The following is a 21,090-nucleotide window of genomic DNA, read 5'->3' on the forward strand; positions in this document are numbered from 1 at the left end:
CATGGGAAGGCGGGAAAGCGCCGTTCCTTGGTTTCTCTTTTATCGTTTGCATAACAGTAGAATCAATTAGCACGATAAGAACTTTATCAAAAAAGATTTCTTTCCAAACAACAAAAATAAAAACCAAACAACAACCAGCTTGTTAAGCAAAAAAGCAAAAACTTATGCCGTGGCCAAAAGGAGAATATCCACCATCCTATAAAAACCTGCCGAAAAAACTGAGGGAAAAGGCGGTAGAGATCGCGAACGCAATTTTGGAAGAATCCGGAGACGAAGGCCTTGCCATCGCCACCGGGCTTAAGCGGGCAAGGGAAGCGCAAAGAAAGTCAAAAGAAAAAAAATAGTCTATGTCAGGACTCAAAGCACCGATACTGAACATCCTGGGCAAAACCTACCAGCCGCTCAGCCTAGTCGAACACCGTTTCGGCCGGTATGATATTGCATTCCGTACGGATGAAAAGGGAAATCCGATACTGCTTTTCATTGGCTTAAAAGATGAAAATGGAAAGATAAGGGGAGAAAGGTATGCCCGTAGACTGCTCCTAGACAAAAATGGGAACATCATAAAAGACCATTGGGACAACAAGGGGAAAGCAACCGCTGGAATTTAAGTTTTTCATTAGCGCTTGTGGTCGGCCGGTCGCTGCTGCTTTTCCATCATCGAAGCCTGGGCACTATCCGGGGTAACATTCCCCATTGCCACGTTTAGCTTGTTCTTAAAGCCAGATACTACCATATCCTTCCTGGCCATGAGCGCGTCGTAGCCGTCTTTTGCAACATCGGCCGGATTGGCCAGTTCGCCCTCCACAACAACTTTTGACGACTCCATTCCAGCCTTGTGGAAGAAATCTGTATCTGTCGCGCCCGGTAGCAGTGATGTCACCGTCACCCCTATACCTTTTAGTTCATTGTTCAACGCAACGTTAAAGGAATGCACAAATGCCTTTGTCCCATGGTAGACCGCTTGCCACGGCCCGGGTGTCTTTCCCGCAATGGAAGCGACGTTCAGTATCCTGCCGTTGCCGCGGGCCACCATGCCCCTGGCAAAGAACTTGGTCAAACTCACAAGCGAACTAATGTTCAACTGGATAATGGACAGTTCATCCGCGAGATCTATATCGATGAATTTCCCATAGGCCCCCTGGCCGGCATTGTTCACCAAAATATCGACCTGAATGCCCATGCCCGAAATCTCTTGGTACAGTTCTATAGCTGCATCCCGTTCAAAAAGATCGGTTGCAAACACCTTTACCTCAGGGGAGCCATTCTGTCTTAGCGTTGCCGATGTAGCTTCCAGTTCCCTCTCGTTTCTAGCCACCAACAATATTTTATAGTTATCTTTTGCAAACAGCCTGGCGAGTTCCAGACCAATGCCGCTCGTCGCGCCCGTTATAAGCACAGTTGGCCGTATATTTTCCATGTCTAAATTTTTAAGGTCCAATAATTTTGGAACAACGTGGATAAGATAATGGTTTTCGAAAATGCCTACATCTTTAAAATATTTGGAATAAGCCTTCCTCGGGCTTAAAATTATTTTTTTTTCAGAGTAACGTAAGTTCAGTACAATCCTCGGATGCTATATTATTACTACGGAAATAAATTTTACCCCAAGCTATTGGTTCTAAATACTGATTTATTAAAGCACAATAAAAAATGAAAAAAGGAGATAATCCATTAAGTGAGCAAATTTTACAGCAATTGCTCAAAAAAATATTGAGATGATTGAAAAGATAAATGCGATGAGCAGTGAACTTTTCCATCTTAAGGAAATTCCCCGGCTCGTGACCAGTATTCACAAACTTCATTTTTCAAAAGAAGCATTAGATAGGGATAACAATTTGACAGATAAATTCGTGGCCGAAATCATATTAGGCATGCCGACTAAGAGAAAAAAACTAAGATAAAAAACCAAATTCCGTTTATATGAGAATTTATCGACCGTCCTAATCGAGGGTAAAAACATGCGTGCGTAACGTCGATGATAACTTTGAAAGACGCTAATTAATATGCAGTTAGAGCATTTCAAGAGTGTCTGCAAGTAGGAATTTCTACATTTTTAAAATGATGCTTCGATCCTAGCTCGCATCAATTCGAGAATTTGCTTCCCTTGTCGCTTTGGTTATCCTTATTCCGATCGGAATAAGCTGAGTTGGCGTGACCAGCAGACTTATCTTTACGCGATACCCAAAATACCAAACTCATTCTAGTTTTTTTATTAAATCCGAAATACAGTAGCCCCAATAAAAAAGCATCTTTACTTTTATGTATAAAGACAGTAGCTTGCGTGAACAGGTCCATCAGACCTCAAGGCTGATCATATCGCTCTTAATCTTAGGATGAAATTAAATGGCTAGGTTAATGGAGTCGGAAAGAAACTTAGGGTCATGCACATCGAGGCCACATTATCATTAACGATCGATTCTTCTGAGATTCTTCCAAGAAATGCATGCGCGTTACTGTACCAGCCTCTGGGAGGCCATTTAATTATACCGATTGATCGACAAGACAAAATAGGACTTAAAACCTATTAAAAAAGGATCTGGCTGCTTGGGCAGTATACCCATGATTAGGCCATCCTGTTTGCCGCATCCCTGGTGTTCCCCCTTTAGGGAGCCCAAGCTCCCGTCCACATCGGAGCCTCTACTTTACAATCGCCCCAAAATCCAAATTTTCGAGTTTGTACAGCGTAGTTACGCCTTCTTTTTCATATGGCAAATAAAGTAAGTTTTAATTGATGATAGTTCCGGACTACCTTAAACAAAAAATGCAGACAGTAACAAGACCACCAGCATTCTACTAAAGTTGATTAAATTGAAAATCCAATATGCGACAAATTAACCTATTATTATGTTTGGAATATTTTTAACAAGCAGGATCGAGTGCCATCATTACCCGGCTTTGTCCTTCCCGGTAATAATTGAATGATCCTACTATGCCGATTATGGCACTGAAAGGAACCTAAGACACAAATCCAGTGAAAAGAAAGTAGGAAAATTACATGCCAGAACTGCCTTGCTTTCTGTAAAGCATAACGCAAAACGGGAAAGCAACCGAAGTCCACTTCCCCATTTAAGTTAACGCTCTCGGTTCAATGGTAGGATTTATGGTGGCCTTAGAAAATATTGTACTAATCAAAATCCTAAGGCTTTTTCCACCCATCGTTCCTGAACAGGCTCCAAAGTCGCTCCTTAAAGGATATCCCACAGACCACATCCATGATATTAGAAAATATTTCAATCTTGAACGGGCCTTGTAGTTTCCGAACCTCTAGTCTCCACCACAAAGACCCTTGAAGGATCTTTTTATGGGTAGTTTTTGTTCCCTGTAGGCTTACATTGCGGCACCAGCATTGGCTTCGCTCATCGCAATGTCCGTCAGCAGGCTGTCCGTATCCTTTTCTTCGGCCAATGTCGCTGCCAGCAGTTCTTCTGCTTCGCTGTGCCCCATCATTTTCGCGAAGGTTACCAGGCATCCGTAGCTTGCAATTTCATAATGTTCAACTTTCTGTGCTGCGGAGATCAATGCGGCATCGATCACTTCCGGCTGATCCTGGAAACTTTCTGCGATCTCCTCGGCTTCTTCGAGCAGCCCTTCCATTGCTTTGCATTTCTTGCCCCTTGCAGCAAGTCCGATGGAACCGAACACCTCTTTTAGACGTTCAATCTGTCCTTCGGTCTGTACATGGTGGGTCTCGAAAGCGGCTCTCAGTGTTTCGCTCTCAGCTGCCGACGCCATTTTTTTCAGTCCTTTCAGCAATTGTCTTTCCGCACCTAGGATATCCCTAAGTTCATCTACGAATAGCTCGTGCAGGTGCCCGTTGGGCATATCCTGGTTGTTGTTCTGTTTAGCCATAATGATAATATTAGTTTTTATAGCTGGAACAATCCCTACTCCCTAAGGTTTTAACAAAGTTGATTTAAACCCCAACATAGCCGGAAAAGCCCTTTTCCCAAGGCTTTGTTTTCGATTGGGAGTTGTGCTACTGGCTCGAGTCACTCGTCTTTTGTGATTGCAACTTAGAAGCTGATCGTGCCTTTTTTTTCAATTGGTTGACCTTTGTGGCAGCATCAATCGAATGCGAGGAATGGATATCCTCATCGTTTTCGGCCTTATCGGCAAGCAATTGGTAATATTTGTGGATCACGTCAAGTTCCGCTTCGGTCAGGTCCTCAATATCTACCATCCGGTTGCTGGCAAACCTGCTGGCAGCAATCAGCTCGTTAAGCTTCAGCTGTATCGCCTTGCCATCCTTGTTCTGGGATTTCTGAATCAGAAAAACCATCAAAAAGGTGATAATTGTCGTTCCTGTGTTAATGACCAGTTGCCAGGTGTCAGAAAAATCAAACAACGGACCCGATATCCCCCAAAACAGAACTGTTGCAAATGCGCAAAGAAATGCAATTGAACTGCCTGTCCAGCAAGTTATCGCTGTAGCAGTCCTTTCAAAAAAACCATCTTTTTTTCGTCTGTTGCTTTTCATGTTCTCTATATTTATGTGGCTCTTTATTCTCTGCTAATGTTATCGGCAGATCAATACATTTCTAACTGTTATATCACTTCTAGGCCAAAACTTAAAATGCTTTTAGGGGATAGCCCTATTTCGCTAACGAATAATTTTTCCATGGTATTAAATCCGCTTAAATCATCCATTAAACAAACCCGGCCCTGCTTGGTTTAAAATATCCCGTAAACGCGGCATTTGATACTATCTTAAATTCTATTTCGCATCCATTACCAAGTTATGCCTTAATTTCCGAGAAATACCGGTGGCAACCTGACCGTTTTAATGCTACCACTACTATCATGAAATGTATGCACTTTGCTATTTATCGAAGAAGGCTACCTTGTAAACGAGTTTAGCAATATTACCAGTTTCATCAACGCCGGCACAAAACCGGATATTTTCCTTCTGGACGTCATGCTTTCCAAGGGGGACGGACGCGCGGTCTGCAATCACCTAAAATCCGATCCCAGATGTTCAAAAAATTCCGGTATCAATAATGTCCGCCCACATAGACCGCAATGGTGTAATGACTTGATGCGCAGCCGATGATTTTATCGAAAAGCCATTTGATATCGAAAATCTGCTCAAGCGCATCGCAAATCTGGTTGCATAACTATCCAAATCATCATATCCTACAAAACCTTCGGGAGTTTTATTAGTTACCTTATTTACTTAAGTAAAACGGGCCAAGGCCATAGGCAATATTTATAAATTGCTTGGATAACCCCATTGAAACAGGCAAATGCACCCTTAACTAATAATGGTTGAGCATGGTTGTAGAACATTAGATACATGGGCGATATAAAATCAACTAGTGGTTCAAACTTTTCGACCATTTTGTCGCTGAAATTTTCTATGGCAACATCTTCCTTTAGTTTTTTGAATCTAGAAATAATTCCGTAACCAATCAATCGTGGATTTGAATCTGTTTTTATAGATATAGACCCAGGAGTAGGCCATTATCAAAACCGTATTGTTCGAGTCACCAACGGAACAGCTAACTGTTTTATCATCGTTGAACGCTTTAACCCTAAAAATAACTCTACCAAAAACAAACCGTTGACCTACTGTTAAATTGCATAATGTCGTGCCATTCATTTAGCAAAAGACTTAATTAATGGTTGGGATATGTTACGGGAATCCGTAAAACAACGACGATTCATGTAAAATACCGTAATTTCTTGCAAGGTCAAGCACAATCATTGCGGTTAGCAAATCATTTTCCGCATTGTAAATTCAAATATTGAATTGCAGCAAAATAAGTCGATGCCGCAAAAACCGGCAAGTTCGATCATGCTCAACTTGAACAAATAGGTTCGAGCTATAAAACGGAAACTTTCTCTGCAATAAATACTTAGCCGTCTTGCAATAAGTACCTGAACTCACAAATCGTACATCTCTTGGCAGGGCATTTGCGTAGATAACGTCACACACAAACGAAACCTTATGAAACAAATTACTATCCTGGAGGACGACTCGGACATCCGGGAAATATGCACTTTTCTATTTATCCAAGAAGGCTATCTGGTAAACGGCTTTAGGGATATAACCAGTTTCATCAACGCTGGCACCAAGCCGGATATTTTCCTTCTTGATATTATGCTTCCCGATGGGGATGGACGGGCGGTCTGCAATGACCTAAAATCCGATGCAAGATATTTAAAAATTCCAGTAGTGATGATGTCCGCTCACCAGGACCGCAACAGTGTAATGAAAGGATGCGCCGCCGATGATTTTGTCGAAAAGCCGTTTGACATCGACAATCTGCTCAAGCGGATCGCAAATCTAGTTGCATAGGCACCTAAATATTTGTACGTTACAAAACCCTACCTAGTAATTTAACTACATCTTTTATGTCGTTAAACAGGAGATTAATCTGAACAAAGACCGCGAAAAGAAAATAGGGATAGCGCCTAAGCCCTACCCCCATTTAAATTAACGCTCTCGCCACAAATGTATTCAAAAATCCCTTTACTGGGCATTGAATGTTTTTTTTCCGAACCAAGCTAAAACCTAAAGTTTCATATAAGCAGTCATAGGTTTCCGGCAAGTGGTTGTCTTTCACCCTGCTTTTTGGCAAGGATCCAATTAGCGGAAACCAAAATGGCAGCAAGGTGTTCTATTTTCGAACAAAGAACCCAGACCATGAACAAAAAACTATTATTTGCGGCGATGGCACTAGGCGCCACCGTTTATGCCTGCAACCCCAAACCCTCGACCTCAAGCCAGAACGACACCACCCAGATTGCAAAGGATCCGGTGGACACCGCCCTGGTCGGAGCTCCCAACAGCAGCGAATTTGCCGCCCAGGCCGCAATTGGCGGAATGACCGAGGTGGAATCGAGCGCAAAAATGATCAAGCGCACCGAAAACCCGGAAATACAGACCATGGCGGTCATGATGGTCAAGGACCACGGGGCCGCAAATGCGGAGCTGAAGGCAATTGCCAAAAAGGAAAAGATGAACCTCCCTCAGGCACTTCCCCAGGAAAAGCTGCAGGCCATAGCTGATATCGAATCAATGTCCGAAGAAGCGCAGAACCTTGCCTATGCCGAGTTGATGGTAAGGGAGCACGAGCAGGCGGTCTCAATGTTTTCATCTGCTGGCCAGAGCGAGCCCAACCCCGCACTGAAGGCATTTGCATCCAAGCACCTGCCAACGCTGAAGGCACACCTTGCCCATGCGCAGAGCGTGCTGAAAAACCTAAGCGGAGCTGCAAAAAAGAGCGGCACGGGAAAATCGGAGTAAAAGATTATTTCAAACCCAAGGTCCCGCAGGGGGCCTTGGGTTTTCGGGCGACCTGAAGCTGCCCGCATCGATGGACCCCACCACTACCCTGGCCCGTCCAGTCCTCAACGCCCGTAACCTTTGGTGAACGGAATTTTCATTGATCAATGGCCTGGACATTACCCAGGCGTAAAAACGCCACGTCGCTGGCAACATCCTAACCCGCTCTAGCGATGATGCAAACGAAGTACATTTCCGGATCTCAGTAATAGGAGCCTGTTTAGCCTCTGCCCGACGCCTGCGCCAAGCACCACGGAAAACTAAAAAAAGCAGCCAAAACAAAGCAAGCTCGAAGGTGTTTGAGTGGCATGGAAATACTGTTCTTGGTCGTTTTTGCCTTTTGCCTTGCCCGACTGGGCGTAGCGGTCTACAATTTTGCCTCGGAGCCGGTGCTGAGGGTTTGCAAAAAAAGGCATAACGACCTTGTCTCGATACTCGTTCCGGCAAGGAACGAGCAGGAAAGCATTGCCAAGCTGCTCGATTCGGTTTCCCTTTTGGACTACGGAAATTTTGAACTGATCGTGCTCGACGACCATTCATCGGACCGCACCTTTGAAATATGCGAGAGTTATGCTGGCCGGGACCAGCGCTTTTCGGTAGTTAGGGGCCAGGCGCTTCCACAGGGATGGCTTGGAAAAAACCATGCCTGCCATCAGCTTGCCCAACTTGCAAAGGGCAGCTTTCTGTTGTTTCTTGATGCCGATACGACCGTCCATCGGCAGCTGCTGAACGCTGCTGTGCAAAGGATGCACAATGGAAAGCTCGACCTGCTCAGCCTATTTCCCGACCAGCAAATGGAAAGCCTTGGCGAAAAACTTGTCGTTCCGCTGATGAACTATCTGCTGCTGACGCTACTTCCCATCCGATTGATCTTGAAGCATCCAATGCCCATATTCTCCGCTGCCAGTGGGCAGTTTATGCTTTTCCGCGCCTGTTGCTATAAAAAACACCAATTCCACATGGCGGTCAAGGCGGACATCGCCGAAGACCTGAGCATTATGAAGCTTGTCAAAAAATTGGCCTGTAAAGGCCAGGGCCTTTTGGCCGGAGGATTGGTCACTTGCCGCATGTACAGCGGCTACCTGCAGGCGGTTACCGGCTTCTCCAAAAACTTTCTGGCTCCTTTCGATGGAAAAATCTGGCTTTTTTCAACCTTCCTTTCCCTTTCTGTCATCGGCCCGGCAAGCGTTATGCTGCTGGCAAGCCCCTATCTGATACTCGCCCTCGCCCTTACCATATTGCTTACCCGTGCTGCCGTGTCAAAGGTTTGCGGACAGAGCCTGGCCCTTAACATTATCCTGCACCCCTTTCAGCAGCTTAGCTTAGCGGTGGTAGGCTATTTAGCCATTCTTGGAACCGTGCGCAGGGATCTGGAATGGAAAGGAAGAAAAATCTCCTTCGCCGAAAGCGTGGATCACGGATGTGGCGCTGCAAAGGATAGCCCTGAAAGCAACCGAATCCCTGCAGTGTAGGCTTAGCCCCTGGGGGCATTGCTAGATTGACTTGGGCTAAACCCCTATAGCAAAAGCTTCGCTGGACGTTTTTCGGGACTGAAAAATGGTTACCTATATTCATTACCTTGTAAGTACACAACGCACAGCCCCCTGCCATGATGGCTCACGCTTGCAGGGCCCGTCCGGCCGCTGGCCGGATCATAAACCATCGGCAGTCCCTTTGGGCACTTTGCCAGAACCAGGCCGCTCTGCGAACTGAAGGCCTGCCGGTAGTCCTGCTGGTTTTTCATATGCACCGTTTTTACCTCGCCGTAAACAGCTCCCCGGCCAAGGGCTACGGTATGCAGCATCCCTTGATAAACTGACGATCTGCAAGGGAACGATTCGTTGCCTTTCATCACTGCGCCCTGCGCCGTGGAAACGCCATTCATTTCCAGCATGCAGCTGTAGGCCAAGGGCTCGTATAGCCGTATGCCGGAGTTCCGGTTGTGCACTTTGTAGGCAGCCTCCTTCATGCTCCACATCATCCACACCAAAAGGCCGGGATCCTGCGCAAGCGCAATGGCCCGCTGCTCATCATCATTGAAGAGCTTGCTGAGGTAGCCTTTTCTTTTCCAGTCGCTCTGCACCTGGGCAAGCTGAAGGTCGATCAGGTCATTGCCCAGCATCGCCAGAAAGTTTTTGCGCCACCACTTCGACCGTTGCACGAACGGTCAGCATTTTTGCCATCGAATCGTTGTCCACTTCGATACCAAACTTTTCCTCTATGTCCAGTACAATGTCCACCAGGTTGGCCGAATTGATCTTCAGGTCCTTTAGAAAATCGGTATCCTCGGAAAGCTCCTCGAGCTTGCTGCGCTCTTCGGTGTAGGGTGAAACTATTGCCTTCAGTTCCCCAATAATAAGTAATCTATCCATTTTTAAACCTTTTAAATATCAAACACGCGTTCACATCCCCAAATCCAAAACTTGCCTTGGCAAGCACCTCGAAATCCAAGGCCAAAAGTTTCCCGGGTATGCGCGAGGGATCCACCAGCGCTGCGATTTCCGGGTTCAGGTCCTGGCAGTTGATGTTGGGAAAAACAAATCCGCCACTGAGCTGCATCACCGATGCAACGCATTCTATGCTGCCCGAGGCACTGATGCAGTGCCCAGTCATTCCCTTCAGGGAATTGATGTAGGGGAAGTCCTCCCTTCCGCGTCCCAGCGCCTGCTTCCAGTTTGCGATCTCAAGTGCATCCTTTGCCGTTGCGGTCAGGTGCCCGTTTATTACCTCCACCTGTTCGGGGCGGATGCCGGCACCGGAAACCGCCTGGGCAATGCAGCGCTTTACCGCCTCGGGATTGGGAGCGGTCATGGTTCCAAGTCCCCGCTGGCCTCCGGAATTGGCATGCCCGCCGATCACCTCGCAGTAAATCCTGGCGTTGCGCGAAACTGCGCTCTCCAGGGATTCCAGCACCAGCGCACCCGCACCACTTCCCGGCACAAAGCCGCTGGCAGTGGCGCTCATCGGCCTGCTGGCATCCTGCGGCGAATCGTTGTGTTTATAGGTGCAAACCTTCATCGCATCGAAGCCGCCCCAGATATATGGACCGCTGTCACTGGTGCTGCCGGCCAGCATCCGCTTGGCCTTGCCCCATCTGATATGTTCGTAGGCCATAAGTATGCTTTCGGTTCCTGTTGCGCAGGCCGAGGAGTTTGTCGTAACCTGGTTTCCCAGCCCGAGTTTGCCCGCGATGTAGGCGCTTACCCCGCTGGCCATGGTCTGTCCCACCACCGTACTGCCGAGCTTGCGTACCTGCTGCTGGTCGATCTGCTGGATCGCCCAACGGAACTTGTCGATACCGGAGGTACCGGTTCCAAAAAAAGTTCCGCTGTCCCAGTCCGGTTGGGATTCCCCTGCGGGAAGCAGCCCAGCGCCCGACCAGGCTTCCATCGCCGCTACCACCCCGTACTGAATTCCCGTACTTGCCAATACCCTCTGTTCCAGCTCGCTGAAACAGACATCCATCGTTTGCCTGGATATTTCAGGCCTGCCGGAAACCTGGCAGGAAAACCCAAGCGCCTGCAGGGCCGGATCAAACCTGATCCCGGAAGTACCGGATTTGATCGCCCTTGCGAAATCTTCCACACCGGTGCCATTGGGGGCACATACCCCGAGTCCGGTTATAACTACCCTATTTGCCGCTTTCATCCGTTCTTGAGATTAACATGCCAGATATCGTTCCCTTTGCAATCAGCTCCCCGCCTGCATCATGCATCTGCACCTTGCAGGAAAGCTTGTTGAACCTAAAATAGTTTTTTGTTCCGGTAACGAAAACCTTTTCCCCGGGATAAACCGGCTTTAAAAAATCAAGCGATGAGGAAGTCATCGCTACGCTTGCCTTTCCCGGAGGAACCTTCCCGCCCATCAGGTATATTCCCAGACATACCAGCCCGATCTGCGCCATGGTTTCGGTCAGTATCGCGGCCGGGGTTACCGGAAAGTCCCTGAAATGCCCGTCATAGAAAAACAGCGCGCTGTCATAGGTATAGCAGCCACCGATACCGTCCTGGCTGATTTCCAGGATTTCATCCACAAAGCGGAAAGCCTCGCCATAGGGCAGCCTTTCCAAAATCTGTCCAGCTGATAAGACTACCATTGCAAAAGTATTCTTTGTGCCGAAAACCCTGGACCAAAACTGAGCATGAGCCCCCGATCGCCTTCCTTGGGACTGCGTTCGATAAACTTTTCCAAAACGTACAGCACCGTTGCGCTGCTCATGTTCCCGTACTCGCCCAGTACCGTCTTGGTCAGCTCAAGATCCTTGCCCAGCTCGCCGAAAAGGCTTTCCACCACCTGGATGATTTTCTTGCCGCCCGGATGGAAGACCAAATGGTCGATGTCCTTTATCGCAATTCCGTTAGCTTCCAAAAAAGGATGGATGACCTGTCCGAAATGATCCGCAATCCTTTCCGGAACCGCAACGTCCAGCACCATCTGCAGGCCGGTGTCGGTGAGCTCAAAGCCCATCAGCTGTTCGGCGTCGTAGAAGTGGTACATGCCCTGGTCTAGGATCTGCGGACCGTCCTCGCCAGGATCCGAGCTGAGCAGCACGCAGGCCGCCCCGTCCCCGAAGATCGCAGCGCTCACAATGTTGGCCATGGAAAAGTCCTGGTACTGGAAAGTAGCGGACGGGGATTCCACTGAAACCAGCGCAGCCCTTTTTCCCGGATTTTCCTTTAGGAAGTTTTTGGCATAGATCAGTCCAGATACGCCGGCTGCGCAACCCATCTCGGTCACCGGCAGACGGATGATGTCCTGACGTAGGCCGAGCCGATTGATCAGGTAGGCATCAAGCGAGGGGATCATGATGCCGGTGCAGCTGACCGTAATGATATAGTCCAGCTGGTCGGCCTTCCATCCCGCCTTGGCAAGCGCATCGGAAAGGCACTGCTCCCCAAGGGCAATGGCCGCCTTGGCATACAGACGGTTTCGCTCCGCAAATCCCATGTTGCTGAAAACCTTTTCGGGAGGCATGATCGCGTAGCGCTTCTGCACACCTGCGTTCTCAAAAATCTTGATGACCTTCCTTACAAAGCGGTCTTCCTTTCCCTTGAGCCAGTCCCTTACAAAGGGCAAGGTCTCAGCTGTAGTGCAGCAGTATTCCGGCAAGGCCTTTGCCACCGTTTTTATTCTAACTTTCATATCCTGATTATCCAAAGGTATCTAAATGCCCATCTCCATTTTATGGTTCCCTGAACCCTGCCCAGCTTTTTGTCGTAGGCCAGAAGGTCCCTTTTTTTGAAGCCCCGTAAAATCGACACCAGTCCGTCCTCGCGGGACATATCGCTAAGGCCAAAGACAAAACTCAATGCCTGAAAGAGCCTGTAGGCAGTTGTGCTCCTTTGCAGGTCGTTCACAACAATGCCAGTCCGCACGTGATTTTTAAGCCTGCCGAGAAGCGTCAGGATCTGCCGATCGCTAAAGTGGTGCAGGGTAAGGGTGAAAAGCATGATATCGCAGGTCCATCCTTCTTCCAAAGGATCAAATATGTCCATGCAACGGTAGCTTATATCAGGAAAACCGGCGGACAGCTTCCTTGCATGCTCTACGCTTGCCTGGTTGGCATCGATGCCTATCAGCTCGAGCTTGAGGCTTTTGAAGGCAGGATATCTGGCCAGGGTCCGAAGCATATCTCCGTTCCCGCATCCCACATCCACAATCCGAAGCACCCCGCCCGGGGCAATGCTGCCAAGCAGAGCGGCAATGCCTTCCAAAGTTACCCTGTTTCCTCCCAGAAAACGGTTTACCGCAGCGATCTTGTCCAGCGCATCGGTAAGTACCGGACCCTGCATGGAGAAATCGTCCATCATTTCGCTGCTGGTGCTTCTGTTGCTGGTATCTATTCTCATAAGCCTTTAATGCTGATTGGTTTACCGTGTGTGCTTTCTATCATCTTTTTAAACAGCAACGGAAATCTCCCAAGGGACTCCATTGCCAGTCCCTGCAGCACCGTACTTTTCCCAAGGGCCGAAAGCATTCTTGCAGCCCACATCCTGTTTCCAAATGCCTCGTTCCAGGCCTTCTGGTAGCGAGATTCCATTTCCTTGCGTCTTAGCAGCCCGTCCCTTAGAAAAGCGACTATCAGCTCGCAGGACACCTTGGCGCTGCCAACTGCCATTGCCATCCCGTTCCCGCACAGGGGATGGATCAGCCCGGCGGTATCGCCGATCATCAGCATATGGTCCTGGACTGCCGGCTGCCTGCCGAAGGAGAGTTGCCCGACACTAACCGGACCTTCCCCAATGATGGTGGAACGCTCCAGCACTTCTTTAAGGAACCTATTGCCCTTCAGCACATTTTGCTGAAAGGTTTTGATGTTACCGCTTTTTTTGAAGCTGGCGTAATCGGCCAGATAGCAGATGTTCAGCTGGTGGTTTTCTACCATGGAAACCCCGCAATATCCGCCGGAAAAATTGTGCAGGGAAACCTCCTCGGCAGGAAAATCCCCATCGTACCGGTAATGCGCTTTGACCGCTACTGCCGGCGAAGAAGCCCTAGCCACGTTTTTGCCCTTTTTGGAAAGTGCGGAAAGCTTTCCGAACGCTCCAATTACAACCGCTGCCCTGAAAATGCTTCCCGAAGCGGTGGTTACGGAAAAGCGCTCGTTATGGTAGCTGACCTCCCTGACCGCATCGAAAACCACCTTTACTCCGCGGGAAAGCAGAACCCTGTACAACAGTTCGTCCATCGCATAGCGGCTCAGCCCGAAACCTCCCAACGGGAGTTGGGATTCAAGTACGCGGCCCGAAAGGGTGGTATAACGCAAAGTACGCAGATTGGATGGTGAAAGCGCCTGAAAGTTTATGCCAAGCCAGTCAAAGTAAGGCAGTACCTCGTTGGAGACATATTCCCCGCAGACCTTGTGACGTGGATAGCCGTGCCGCTCGACCACGGTCACCTCCATTCCTGATTTGTTCAGGTGCAGGGCAGCGGTCAGCCCGGCAAGGCCGCCTCCGATAACAAGGACATTCTTTTCTGAAACCATAGACTGCATGCAGAACAAATTTTAGCTGCTATTGTTCTAAGCCGGCATCCATCAGTTTTGCACATGGCTCGGCATCCATCCATGGCTGGTTGATGGATTGGGAAAAACTTTGATTTTATCGCTATATTAGCGATTCATCCCGATAGAAAATGCAAAAGACAGTTTACCTGATCGACAAGGATCCCGCAGTAATTGATGTGATAGCACTTATGCTGGCCGATGAAGGCTATAGGACCGTAATCGCCTCTAAGCCCTTCGATCTCTCGGAGCTCCTTGGCGCAAGTCCAGCTCTGATCATCCTCCACAACGGGCTTGACGGCAAGGGCATAACCATCTGCAGGAAAATAAAGCACGAGCCGGAAACCAGGAACATCCCGGTGATTATGAGCTCCACCAATGCCAACCTTTCCTCGATAAGCCAAACGGCCGGAGCTGATGCCTTTATCCAAAAACCTTTCGATTTGGACGAATTCTGCGCTTTGATCAAAGATACGCTATCCCGGCATCAATAAATTTTCAACACCAATGGTATTGTTCATTTTTGCCAAATGGCCTAGCTGGTCCGGATGGCGGGCACATCTCTGGATACAGCGAAGCTTCCGAACGTTCCGACCTTACCCAAAGCATTCGACTGCATATAAAACACACCTCATGCGTAAAAACCAGTCCCGCTTGCCGATTCTCACTTGATTTTTTCAACCACAAAAGCCTTTAATGTTTCCAACAGGCCGTCCCTAAATTCCCATACGTCGCAGTAGTGGTATTCCGTCCATTTCCCGTCCCGACCAAGGAGTGATATTTCCCCTACCGCAGTAAGCATCTCGCCCTCTGCAATCAGGTGCGACACCTTGAAAACCGGCGGCGCAAGATAGCTTTCCGCCATATAGGCCCTTACCTCCGCTTTGCCGCGAAGGGTTCGGTCGCCCACAAATTCCCAAACCGTATCATCGCTACAAATGGAAAGGAAGGTTTGGTAATCCCCGCGGGCTATTGCGCTGTTGCCCATGATTAGCAATTTTTTATTGATCTCTGACATGTTCCCCAAATTAAAATGCAACATTATTGCATATACAAACTACAACAGCCTATCCCAAAAATTGTTTTTCCCGTGCATCGGCAAACCTACCCATAACGCAGCAGGTTCCTCATTCCCTAGGGTTGTGCACACTTTCGAACCTTTTATTTCAGCGCGTGTTTATCAGTAAATCTATCTCCTATGAAAAACATTAAGACTAAGCTATCAATGGTAGCTTTTACCATTGCCTTTGCCGCCACAGGTTGCGGTAGCGAGCAGAAAAAAAAACAGGCAACCGATACCACTGCCAGCGATACCACGGCGCAGAAAGTGGTGGTCGCTCCTAAAGGCCCTGCACCGCAGTGGGGCAAATCGATCAGACCTGAAATGCTGGCGGTAATGGAAAAACTGGCCAGCTACAAGGACCAGCCCATCGAAAACCTGACCGCCGAGCAGGCACGCAAGAACCATACCCCTAGCGATGCGGTCATGGACCTTATCCGGGAAAACGGGATCGAGCAGCCTGCTGCGATGGTGGATACTGTAGGCCGCGACATCGAGGTTTCCGGCGCACGGATCCATGCAAGAATATATACACCGAAATCTGCATCGGGGCCACTGCCAGTAATCGTCTATTACCACGGCGGAGGGTTTGTTATTGCCGACCTGGATGTTTACAATTCATCGGCACAGGGACTGGCCGAACAGGTGGGTGCAGTTGTGGTATCGGTTGCCTACAGGCAAGCCCCGGAGCATAAGTTCCCTACTGCGCACAATGACGCTTTTGCGGCCTACCAGTGGGTATTGAAGAATGCGGAGAGCCTTAATGCAAATCCGCTGAAAGTAGCATTGGTCGGCGAAAGTGCGGGCGGAAACCTGGCTTCCAACGTTGCGATCATGGCAAGGGAAGCAAAAATTACCATGCCGCTCCATCAGGTGCTGGTCTATCCCATCGCCCAGTCTGATATGAACACCAATTCCTATAACGAATACGCCAATGCCAAGCCTCTTAACAAAGCTATGATGGGCTGGTTTACCAACAACTACCTGAGCAATCCCGCCCAGGCAAAGGATCCGAGGATTGCCCTTGTCAATGCAAACCTTAAAGGACTTCCGGCAACTACCATCATAACCGCAGAAATCGACCCCTTGCATGACGACGGAACAATGCTGGCCGAAAAGCTGAAAGCTGCCGGCGTAAAAATTGACCATAAGAACTATACCGGCGTCACCCATGAATTCTTCGGCATGGCTGCAATCGTACCGCAGGCGAAGGATGCACAGGCGTACGCTGCAATGCAGCTTAAAAACGCATTTAGGTAAAAGTACCCTAAGCTGCTAAGGATAGGCAGAATTGCCTATCCTGGTTTAAGTAAGTGCAAGCGATGGTACGACTCATTTGATTCGTTACCGGGCTGACACTGGCAAATAAAAGCTAATTGGGCACAAATAGCGAAATCCTGTAAACCATTTTATCCTATGAGGTAAGGGAGATATTTAGCGATTTACCGACAGATCGCCGGTAGTTGTATTAAATGGCCCATTTGACCCAATCTCAATCTCAGTGCGGAATAATCAGCAGATTCACGCTCTTATTCATAGCGGAATATGTGTTTGAATCGCTACCTTTGGGACTGCGAATACCATCATGAAATACCATTACCAGTTTGTCTCTAAAAACTCCGCACGGGTTGAGCTGATTGCAGAATATGACAGTGAGCTTGCGCTGATAGCAGAGGCTGCAAAAATCGGAAAAGCTTCCGCTGAGCTATTGTCGCTCTTCAGGAAAGGAATAGCCAATTACCTGCCCGGTGCGGTAGAAAGTGAAACGGTGTTTATGAACTTTCCAACCGTTGCGCTGTGCAAGTTTGGCCAGCCCGCGCTAACATCTGAAATTTCCGCCACGAAAGGTCCGTTTGAGCAGTTGAGCTTTGAACTGTAGCACGGAAAGGCAAATCATACTGATAAAATCCAGTCGGCCCTAACTAGTTTGCTAGAGGGAAACCGACCTGTTCGTTTCGGTCGCTTGCTTCTCTTTTTTGTGCTGCATGCCTGCCAGCTTGCCGCACTCCTCGCGGAGCAGTTCAAAAACCTCGCTCTTGATACGCTTATAGTTTTCCTCGACGTCTTCCGCTGAAACCTTCTTCACCAATGGAATTTCCCTGTAGCTTGTTTCCTCCGCAGCGATAGCTTTATGGTCGTTCTGGATTTCGCAGTGGAACATCTTCAATCTAATCTTCTGCTCGGGATTGTCCGCGACAACCCCTACAAATTCCCCCGAGGAAAGTGTTGCAATCCTACTGGCGGGAATGGCATGGTCAAGCTGGGTTGCCCGGGTAATGGAGGTGTCCGATGAATTGATGTTCATCGAGTCTTTCTGCTGGGAGATCTTTCCAAAATTCTCCGAAAGGGTCTTTGCCGTCGATCCGGTCACCTGTCCGGATATCAGGTTGCCGACAATTCCGGTGATCACTTCGGCCTGTTCTGCGCCATAGTCCTTTTTCAGTTGCGAAAAGTCCTGCACTGCAAGGCAGGTTGCCACTTTGTTGCTCCTTGCAGTCGCAATCAGGCTGTCCATACTGTTGAAATAGATCGTGGGAAACTCATCGAAGATCAGCGAAGACTTCAGCTTTCCTTTTTGGTTTACCAGTTTTATCATTCTGGAAATGTACAGCGAGAGTACTGCCCCGTAGACCTGCAGCTTCTGGGGGTTGTTGCCCAGGCATACCACCTTGGGTTCATCGGGACTGTTGATATCAAGGGTAAAGTCGTTTCCGTTCAGCACATAGTACAGCTGGGGGGAGGAAAGCCTTGCAAGCCCGATCTTCGCCGAGGCAATCTGCCCCTCGAGCTGCGCCATGGCATTGTTGCGGTAGGCCGATACAAAGGGATTGATCAGAACTTTTATCTCCTCGCAGGACTGCAGCACCGCAAAAAGCGGATCATACTCGCTTTGCATCAGTTCTATTACGTGTGGCAGGGTACAATACTTGCCATCCTGGTATTTACGCAGGTACCATATGCATGCGGTCAGGAAGTTGATAGGCGATTCAACAAAGAAATCACCCTGCTTTTTTATCCAGTCCCTGTTCAGCCCCATCATGATCGTACGTGAGGCCTCGGTAGCATCGGTGATGTCCTCCATTGACAAAGGGTCGAGTGGATTGCATCGGTGGGTACGGTTAAGGTCATCAAAATTGATTACGTAGAACTTTGGGCTAACCTGATAGTTAGCGGAATACTGCAGCAGCTTGTTGTAGGCAATCCTTGAAAGGTCATCGAACTTAAAGTCGTAAATGAACATGGAAAATCCCTTTCTGATATGCTGGTCGATGATGTGGCGGATGACGAAATAACTCTTGCCAGCTCCGGGCGTTCCGGCCACAAGCAGTCCCCTAAACGGGTTGATGATATTGATCCAACTGCTGCGCGAGAGCTCCCCGAGCCTGTACCTTGCGGGCAGGTTCACCGAATACTCGTTATCCAGCAGCCGCTCCTCCTGGGGGAAGGTCTCGTTGAGTTCGTTAAAGATATCCTTTCGCAACCGGTCCTTTAAAAGACGGGACAGCCGGCCCCCACCGGCGAGAATCAAAAGATATCCTGTAGTGGTCAGCGCCATGTAGCAAATGGCAACAACGCTGATTGCAGCGGGAAAAAATAGGCAGAGTGCTGCTGCAAAATACAGCCCCATCCCCGCCACCAGATAAAAAATTATAGGCTTAGGTTCCAAATTCTCGTCCTTCCTTCCCTTCACGCCCAGCAACGATACCGCAAGCAACAGGAGCGCTGCCAGCTTTGCGCCGAACAGTCCCTCGAACAGCACGTTCCTTGCAATGCCGCCTATTATTTTGTCGGTTATCCCCGACGTCCAGCGCCATGCTTCAAATGCCCGATAACAGCAGATGTAAAAATGGATTACCAATATAAAAATGCTGAGAAGCCTAGTAAAATCGACAATTTTCCTAAGGCCTTGCAAGTCCTCTCCAGTGCTCATATGCTAAGATTTTGTATTTTCCCCTTCCCTTTCCTTCTTTTCCTTTTACGGCCGATAACCGATGGAAACTGGTAGTCCGCCCTGCCCAAAAGCCCCTCTATTAAACCTTGCTGGCTTTTTCTATAATCATCTCTGCCCTCCTCATTGCGTTGCAGATAATTGCTCGATTCCCCTTGCACCAAATATCGTTTCGGTACGTCGCTTTCTGAAAACATTCCGGTGATGGCCTTTGCAGCATACGCCCTTCCCAGATCGCTGCCATTGAAAACAGTGCGATGCCTATGGTCGATAAAGGTCAGTCCATAGATTAGTCCGGTTTGGTTTCTCCTGAGCACAAGAGCTACCTGTTCGATAGCCAACAGCCTTAGCATTGTGTCCTTTCGCATGGTGCTGTAGTTATCAAGTACGCGTTTTATCCTTTCCATCAGGTCTTGCCTGAAGGGCTTTCGTCTTTCAGTGTTGCGCTGGAAGTGTTTTTCCAGGTTCCGCATCGTCGCACCGTTGTAAAAAGCACTCGCCTTGATGGGCACGCCGACCGGATTTCCGTTTACATCGGCGATGGAGTAGAGCAAACCTTTCTTCTGGAACATTACCGAATTTTCGGATCCCCTTTCCACCTGGACATTGAACTGCGACAGTACCGCCTTGTATTCGGCAAAGGAAGTATAGGCATAGTCCTGCATCACAGCTTTGGTGATGTTGGCCAACACCTTTTTGGTGGGAACTGCACCATACTCGGCAACTTTTAAATACGGTTGGACAGCTAGACGCCTGCCTTCGGCCCTGACCAGACCGTATTCGACCTCCAGCTCTTTCCTTATCGGCTCGGAAACCTTCCTGCCGATATCATGGAGATCAATCCTGCTTCCATCCCTTTGAATGTTGACCGTAGCGATGTGAAGATGGGTGTGCGCTGTATCAAAATGCCGATAGGCGATAAAAGGCTGTTCGCCGAAGCCCAATTTTTCCATGTACCGCAGGGCAATGCCCTGCAGTGTTTCATCATCAAGCTTGTCCTCTGCATGGAAATTAAGCGAAATGTGCAGTGCATTGGTCCTGGCCCTGGGATTTAGTTCGGTCAGCCGCTGGAACCTGGACAGCTTCTGAAGAAGGTTCAGCCGGTGGATGTCGGTTGCAAATCCACTTGCCAACAAAATTGACGCAACGCCCTTTTCCACCTTCTGCTCGTTGTAGACCAGAATTCCCCGGATCGATTTCCCGCTTAAGATCTTGGCAACCATCTTTCTGCAAGTCTGGATATAACGGAAAACAGCCTTTCAATTTTGCCGTCAAGTTTAAGGCAGAGCGCCATGGTGCGGTCAAAATGAAATGATTTCTCCGCTGCCGATTTCACGGCGTTGAAATAACGGGTCTGCTGGTTAATATTGATCCCGATCGATTTGAGCTCCTTTCGGATCAGGGCGAGTTCCTCCATTGGTCCGGACATGGAAGCGTCCCTGTAGAAGCAGTTGATTCGCTCCCTGTTAAGCAGCTTCCGTGCAACCTCGCCAATGCTCCGGCAATTGGACTCTGCCAACAGTTTTTCAAGCCGCTTGAGCGTCGTACCCGTAACCCTGACAGTTAACAGGTGCATCAGCAGTTCCTCTTTGTCTTCCTTAGGTTTTCTTGCCATCTGGTCTGCTTTACATTGGATGTTTTCCAGGCTTTGCGAGTTCCGAGCAACAGCCCTCCGACGTGTCGGAGCAAGATATTTTTGTGCACAAAAATACATCTTGCTGCAAACAGGTGTTTGCCGGATCCCCTCCCTCCAAACCCTTACCTATGCTGATTGAACCGTTCGCGTT

At 48.7% G+C, this 21,090-nt stretch carries 22 protein-coding genes; 8 read left to right on the plus strand and 14 right to left on the minus strand.

Annotated elements, in window-relative coordinates:
• Positions 1 to 164: 164 nt before the first annotated feature.
• A complete protein-coding gene (locus tag DUT69_RS11005) occupies positions 165 to 344 on the plus strand; it encodes a DUF2188 domain-containing protein (RefSeq protein WP_113653265.1) in 180 nt (59 codons plus the stop codon).
• 3 nt (positions 345 to 347) lie between these two features.
• Positions 348 to 611 (plus strand): hypothetical protein, encoded by a 264-nt coding sequence (locus DUT69_RS11010; RefSeq protein ID WP_113653266.1) that lies wholly within the window; start codon positions 348 to 350, stop codon positions 609 to 611.
• Positions 612 to 619: 8 nt separating this feature from the next.
• Here DUT69_RS11010 and DUT69_RS11015 read toward each other — a convergent pair whose 3' ends face one another.
• The 3 genes from DUT69_RS11015 to DUT69_RS11035 form a co-directional block, all read right to left on the minus strand.
• Positions 620 to 1,420 (minus strand): SDR family NAD(P)-dependent oxidoreductase, encoded by an 801-nt coding sequence (locus DUT69_RS11015; RefSeq protein WP_113653267.1) that lies wholly within the window; start codon positions 1,418 to 1,420, stop codon positions 620 to 622.
• A 1,910-nt stretch (positions 1,421 to 3,330) separates the two neighbouring features.
• Positions 3,331 to 3,852 carry a YciE/YciF ferroxidase family protein gene (locus DUT69_RS11030; protein WP_240186706.1) on the minus strand — a complete coding sequence of 174 codons (522 nt, stop codon included), beginning with the start codon at positions 3,850 to 3,852 and terminating at the stop codon, positions 3,331 to 3,333.
• A gap of 127 nt (positions 3,853 to 3,979) precedes the next feature.
• Entirely contained in the window at positions 3,980 to 4,480 is a 501-nt protein-coding gene (locus DUT69_RS11035) for a low affinity iron permease family protein (protein WP_113653270.1), read from the minus strand.
• 1,470 nt (positions 4,481 to 5,950) lie between these two features.
• Between DUT69_RS11035 and DUT69_RS11045 the strand changes: the two genes are divergently transcribed.
• The 3 genes from DUT69_RS11045 (at position 5,951) to DUT69_RS11055 (ending at position 8,763) form a co-directional block, all read left to right on the plus strand.
• Entirely contained in the window at positions 5,951 to 6,301 is a 351-nt protein-coding gene (locus tag DUT69_RS11045; protein WP_113653272.1) for a response regulator transcription factor, read from the plus strand.
• Between the two features lie 348 nt (positions 6,302 to 6,649).
• Positions 6,650 to 7,252 carry a DUF4142 domain-containing protein gene (locus DUT69_RS11050; protein ID WP_162796289.1) on the plus strand — a complete coding sequence of 201 codons (603 nt, stop codon included), beginning with the start codon at positions 6,650 to 6,652 and terminating at the stop codon, positions 7,250 to 7,252.
• Between the two features lie 347 nt (positions 7,253 to 7,599).
• Positions 7,600 to 8,763, plus strand: a complete 1,164-nt coding sequence (locus DUT69_RS11055) for a glycosyltransferase family 2 protein (protein ID WP_113653274.1) — start codon at positions 7,600 to 7,602, stop codon at positions 8,761 to 8,763.
• A gap of 89 nt (positions 8,764 to 8,852) precedes the next feature.
• Here the strand turns inward: DUT69_RS11055 and DUT69_RS11060 are convergent, their stop codons facing one another.
• From DUT69_RS11060 to DUT69_RS11090, 7 genes are read right to left on the minus strand one after another with little or no spacing between them, the layout of a single operon-like run.
• The gene (locus DUT69_RS11060) at positions 8,853 to 9,413 is read right to left on the minus strand and encodes a 4'-phosphopantetheinyl transferase family protein (protein ID WP_113653275.1); all 561 of its coding nucleotides are present in this window, start codon (positions 9,411 to 9,413) and stop codon (positions 8,853 to 8,855) included.
• The gene (locus tag DUT69_RS11065; protein ID WP_113653276.1) at positions 9,400 to 9,663 is read right to left on the minus strand and encodes an acyl carrier protein; all 264 of its coding nucleotides are present in this window, start codon (positions 9,661 to 9,663) and stop codon (positions 9,400 to 9,402) included. Before DUT69_RS11065 ends, DUT69_RS11060 begins: the two co-directional genes overlap by 14 nt.
• Entirely contained in the window at positions 9,656 to 10,876 is a 1,221-nt protein-coding gene (locus tag DUT69_RS11070) for a beta-ketoacyl-[acyl-carrier-protein] synthase family protein (RefSeq protein ID WP_240186707.1), read from the minus strand. Before DUT69_RS11070 ends, DUT69_RS11065 begins: the two co-directional genes overlap by 8 nt.
• Positions 10,877 to 10,922: 46 nt before the next feature.
• Positions 10,923 to 11,360, minus strand: coding sequence for a 3-hydroxyacyl-ACP dehydratase FabZ family protein (locus DUT69_RS11075; protein ID WP_240186708.1), 438 nt, complete (start codon positions 11,358 to 11,360; stop codon positions 10,923 to 10,925).
• Positions 11,361 to 11,380: 20 nt separating this feature from the next.
• Positions 11,381 to 12,433 (minus strand): type III polyketide synthase, encoded by a 1,053-nt coding sequence (locus tag DUT69_RS11080; protein WP_113653279.1) that lies wholly within the window; start codon positions 12,431 to 12,433, stop codon positions 11,381 to 11,383.
• The gene (locus tag DUT69_RS11085) at positions 12,430 to 13,140 is read right to left on the minus strand and encodes a methyltransferase domain-containing protein (RefSeq protein ID WP_113653280.1); all 711 of its coding nucleotides are present in this window, start codon (positions 13,138 to 13,140) and stop codon (positions 12,430 to 12,432) included. Before DUT69_RS11085 ends, DUT69_RS11080 begins: the two co-directional genes overlap by 4 nt.
• Positions 13,137 to 14,285, minus strand: coding sequence for an NAD(P)/FAD-dependent oxidoreductase (locus DUT69_RS11090; RefSeq protein WP_113653281.1), 1,149 nt, complete (start codon positions 14,283 to 14,285; stop codon positions 13,137 to 13,139). Before DUT69_RS11090 ends, DUT69_RS11085 begins: the two co-directional genes overlap by 4 nt.
• Before the next feature lie 140 nt (positions 14,286 to 14,425).
• On the opposite strand from DUT69_RS11090, the gene DUT69_RS11095 reads away from it, so the two are divergent.
• Positions 14,426 to 14,788 (plus strand): response regulator, encoded by a 363-nt coding sequence (locus DUT69_RS11095; RefSeq protein ID WP_113653282.1) that lies wholly within the window; start codon positions 14,426 to 14,428, stop codon positions 14,786 to 14,788.
• Positions 14,789 to 14,958: 170 nt separating this feature from the next.
• Here DUT69_RS11095 and DUT69_RS11100 read toward each other — a convergent pair whose 3' ends face one another.
• Positions 14,959 to 15,312, minus strand: coding sequence for a nuclear transport factor 2 family protein (locus tag DUT69_RS11100; protein WP_113653283.1), 354 nt, complete (start codon positions 15,310 to 15,312; stop codon positions 14,959 to 14,961).
• Between the two features lie 180 nt (positions 15,313 to 15,492).
• Between DUT69_RS11100 and DUT69_RS11105 the strand changes: the two genes are divergently transcribed.
• Positions 15,493 to 16,614, plus strand: a complete 1,122-nt coding sequence (locus tag DUT69_RS11105; protein WP_113653284.1) for an alpha/beta hydrolase — start codon at positions 15,493 to 15,495, stop codon at positions 16,612 to 16,614.
• Between the two features lie 325 nt (positions 16,615 to 16,939).
• Positions 16,940 to 17,233, plus strand: a complete 294-nt coding sequence (locus DUT69_RS11110; protein WP_113653285.1) for a hypothetical protein — start codon at positions 16,940 to 16,942, stop codon at positions 17,231 to 17,233.
• A 51-nt stretch (positions 17,234 to 17,284) separates the two neighbouring features.
• Here DUT69_RS11110 and mobC read toward each other — a convergent pair whose 3' ends face one another.
• The 3 genes from mobC to DUT69_RS11125 are packed head-to-tail and all read right to left on the minus strand — an operon-like array spanning position 17,285 to position 20,918.
• On the minus strand, positions 17,285 to 19,285 hold the full coding sequence (gene mobC / locus DUT69_RS11115) for a conjugal transfer protein MobC (protein WP_113653286.1): 2,001 nt from the start codon (positions 19,283 to 19,285) through the stop codon (positions 17,285 to 17,287).
• Positions 19,282 to 20,526, minus strand: a complete 1,245-nt coding sequence (locus DUT69_RS11120; protein ID WP_113653287.1) for a relaxase/mobilization nuclease domain-containing protein — start codon at positions 20,524 to 20,526, stop codon at positions 19,282 to 19,284. The genes mobC and DUT69_RS11120 overlap by 4 nt, the downstream gene beginning before the upstream one ends.
• The gene (locus DUT69_RS11125; protein WP_162796290.1) at positions 20,508 to 20,918 is read right to left on the minus strand and encodes a mobilization protein; all 411 of its coding nucleotides are present in this window, start codon (positions 20,916 to 20,918) and stop codon (positions 20,508 to 20,510) included. Before DUT69_RS11125 ends, DUT69_RS11120 begins: the two co-directional genes overlap by 19 nt.
• Positions 20,919 to 21,090 lie beyond the last annotated feature (172 nt).

The sequence above is a fragment of the Pedobacter namyangjuensis genome (assembly GCF_003313325.1).
GTDB classification, from domain to species: Bacteria; Bacteroidota; Bacteroidia; order Sphingobacteriales; family Sphingobacteriaceae; genus Pedobacter; species Pedobacter namyangjuensis.

What these genes read in the sequence shown, in the direction of transcription:
- DUT69_RS11035 (WP_113653270.1), bottom strand. Translation starts at nt 4,480, where the DNA reads ATGAAAAGCAACAGACGAAAAAAAGATGGTTTTTTTGAAAGGACTGCT.
- DUT69_RS11105 (WP_113653284.1), top strand. Translation starts at nt 15,493, where the DNA reads ATGAAAAACATTAAGACTAAGCTATCAATGGTAGCTTTTACCATTGCC.
- DUT69_RS11030 (WP_240186706.1), bottom strand. Translation starts at nt 3,852, where the DNA reads ATGGCTAAACAGAACAACAACCAGGATATGCCCAACGGGCACCTGCAC.
- DUT69_RS11110 (WP_113653285.1), top strand. Translation starts at nt 16,940, where the DNA reads ATGAAATACCATTACCAGTTTGTCTCTAAAAACTCCGCACGGGTTGAG.
- DUT69_RS11060 (WP_113653275.1), bottom strand. Translation starts at nt 9,413, where the DNA reads ATGCTGGGCAATGACCTGATCGACCTTCAGCTTGCCCAGGTGCAGAGC.
- DUT69_RS11120 (WP_113653287.1), bottom strand. Translation starts at nt 20,526, where the DNA reads ATGGTTGCCAAGATCTTAAGCGGGAAATCGATCCGGGGAATTCTGGTC.
- DUT69_RS11010 (WP_113653266.1), top strand. Translation starts at nt 348, where the DNA reads ATGTCAGGACTCAAAGCACCGATACTGAACATCCTGGGCAAAACCTAC.
- DUT69_RS11015 (WP_113653267.1), bottom strand. Translation starts at nt 1,420, where the DNA reads ATGGAAAATATACGGCCAACTGTGCTTATAACGGGCGCGACGAGCGGC.
- DUT69_RS11100 (WP_113653283.1), bottom strand. Translation starts at nt 15,312, where the DNA reads ATGTCAGAGATCAATAAAAAATTGCTAATCATGGGCAACAGCGCAATA.
- DUT69_RS11045 (WP_113653272.1), top strand. Translation starts at nt 5,951, where the DNA reads ATGAAACAAATTACTATCCTGGAGGACGACTCGGACATCCGGGAAATA.
- mobC (WP_113653286.1), bottom strand. Translation starts at nt 19,285, where the DNA reads ATGAGCACTGGAGAGGACTTGCAAGGCCTTAGGAAAATTGTCGATTTT.
- DUT69_RS11090 (WP_113653281.1), bottom strand. Translation starts at nt 14,285, where the DNA reads ATGCAGTCTATGGTTTCAGAAAAGAATGTCCTTGTTATCGGAGGCGGC.
- DUT69_RS11050 (WP_162796289.1), top strand. Translation starts at nt 6,650, where the DNA reads ATGAACAAAAAACTATTATTTGCGGCGATGGCACTAGGCGCCACCGTT.
- DUT69_RS11080 (WP_113653279.1), bottom strand. Translation starts at nt 12,433, where the DNA reads ATGAAAGTTAGAATAAAAACGGTGGCAAAGGCCTTGCCGGAATACTGC.
- DUT69_RS11095 (WP_113653282.1), top strand. Translation starts at nt 14,426, where the DNA reads ATGCAAAAGACAGTTTACCTGATCGACAAGGATCCCGCAGTAATTGAT.
- DUT69_RS11055 (WP_113653274.1), top strand. Translation starts at nt 7,600, where the DNA reads ATGGAAATACTGTTCTTGGTCGTTTTTGCCTTTTGCCTTGCCCGACTG.
- DUT69_RS11125 (WP_162796290.1), bottom strand. Translation starts at nt 20,918, where the DNA reads ATGGCAAGAAAACCTAAGGAAGACAAAGAGGAACTGCTGATGCACCTG.
- DUT69_RS11085 (WP_113653280.1), bottom strand. Translation starts at nt 13,140, where the DNA reads ATGAGAATAGATACCAGCAACAGAAGCACCAGCAGCGAAATGATGGAC.
- DUT69_RS11005 (WP_113653265.1), top strand. Translation starts at nt 165, where the DNA reads ATGCCGTGGCCAAAAGGAGAATATCCACCATCCTATAAAAACCTGCCG.
- DUT69_RS11065 (WP_113653276.1), bottom strand. Translation starts at nt 9,663, where the DNA reads ATGGATAGATTACTTATTATTGGGGAACTGAAGGCAATAGTTTCACCC.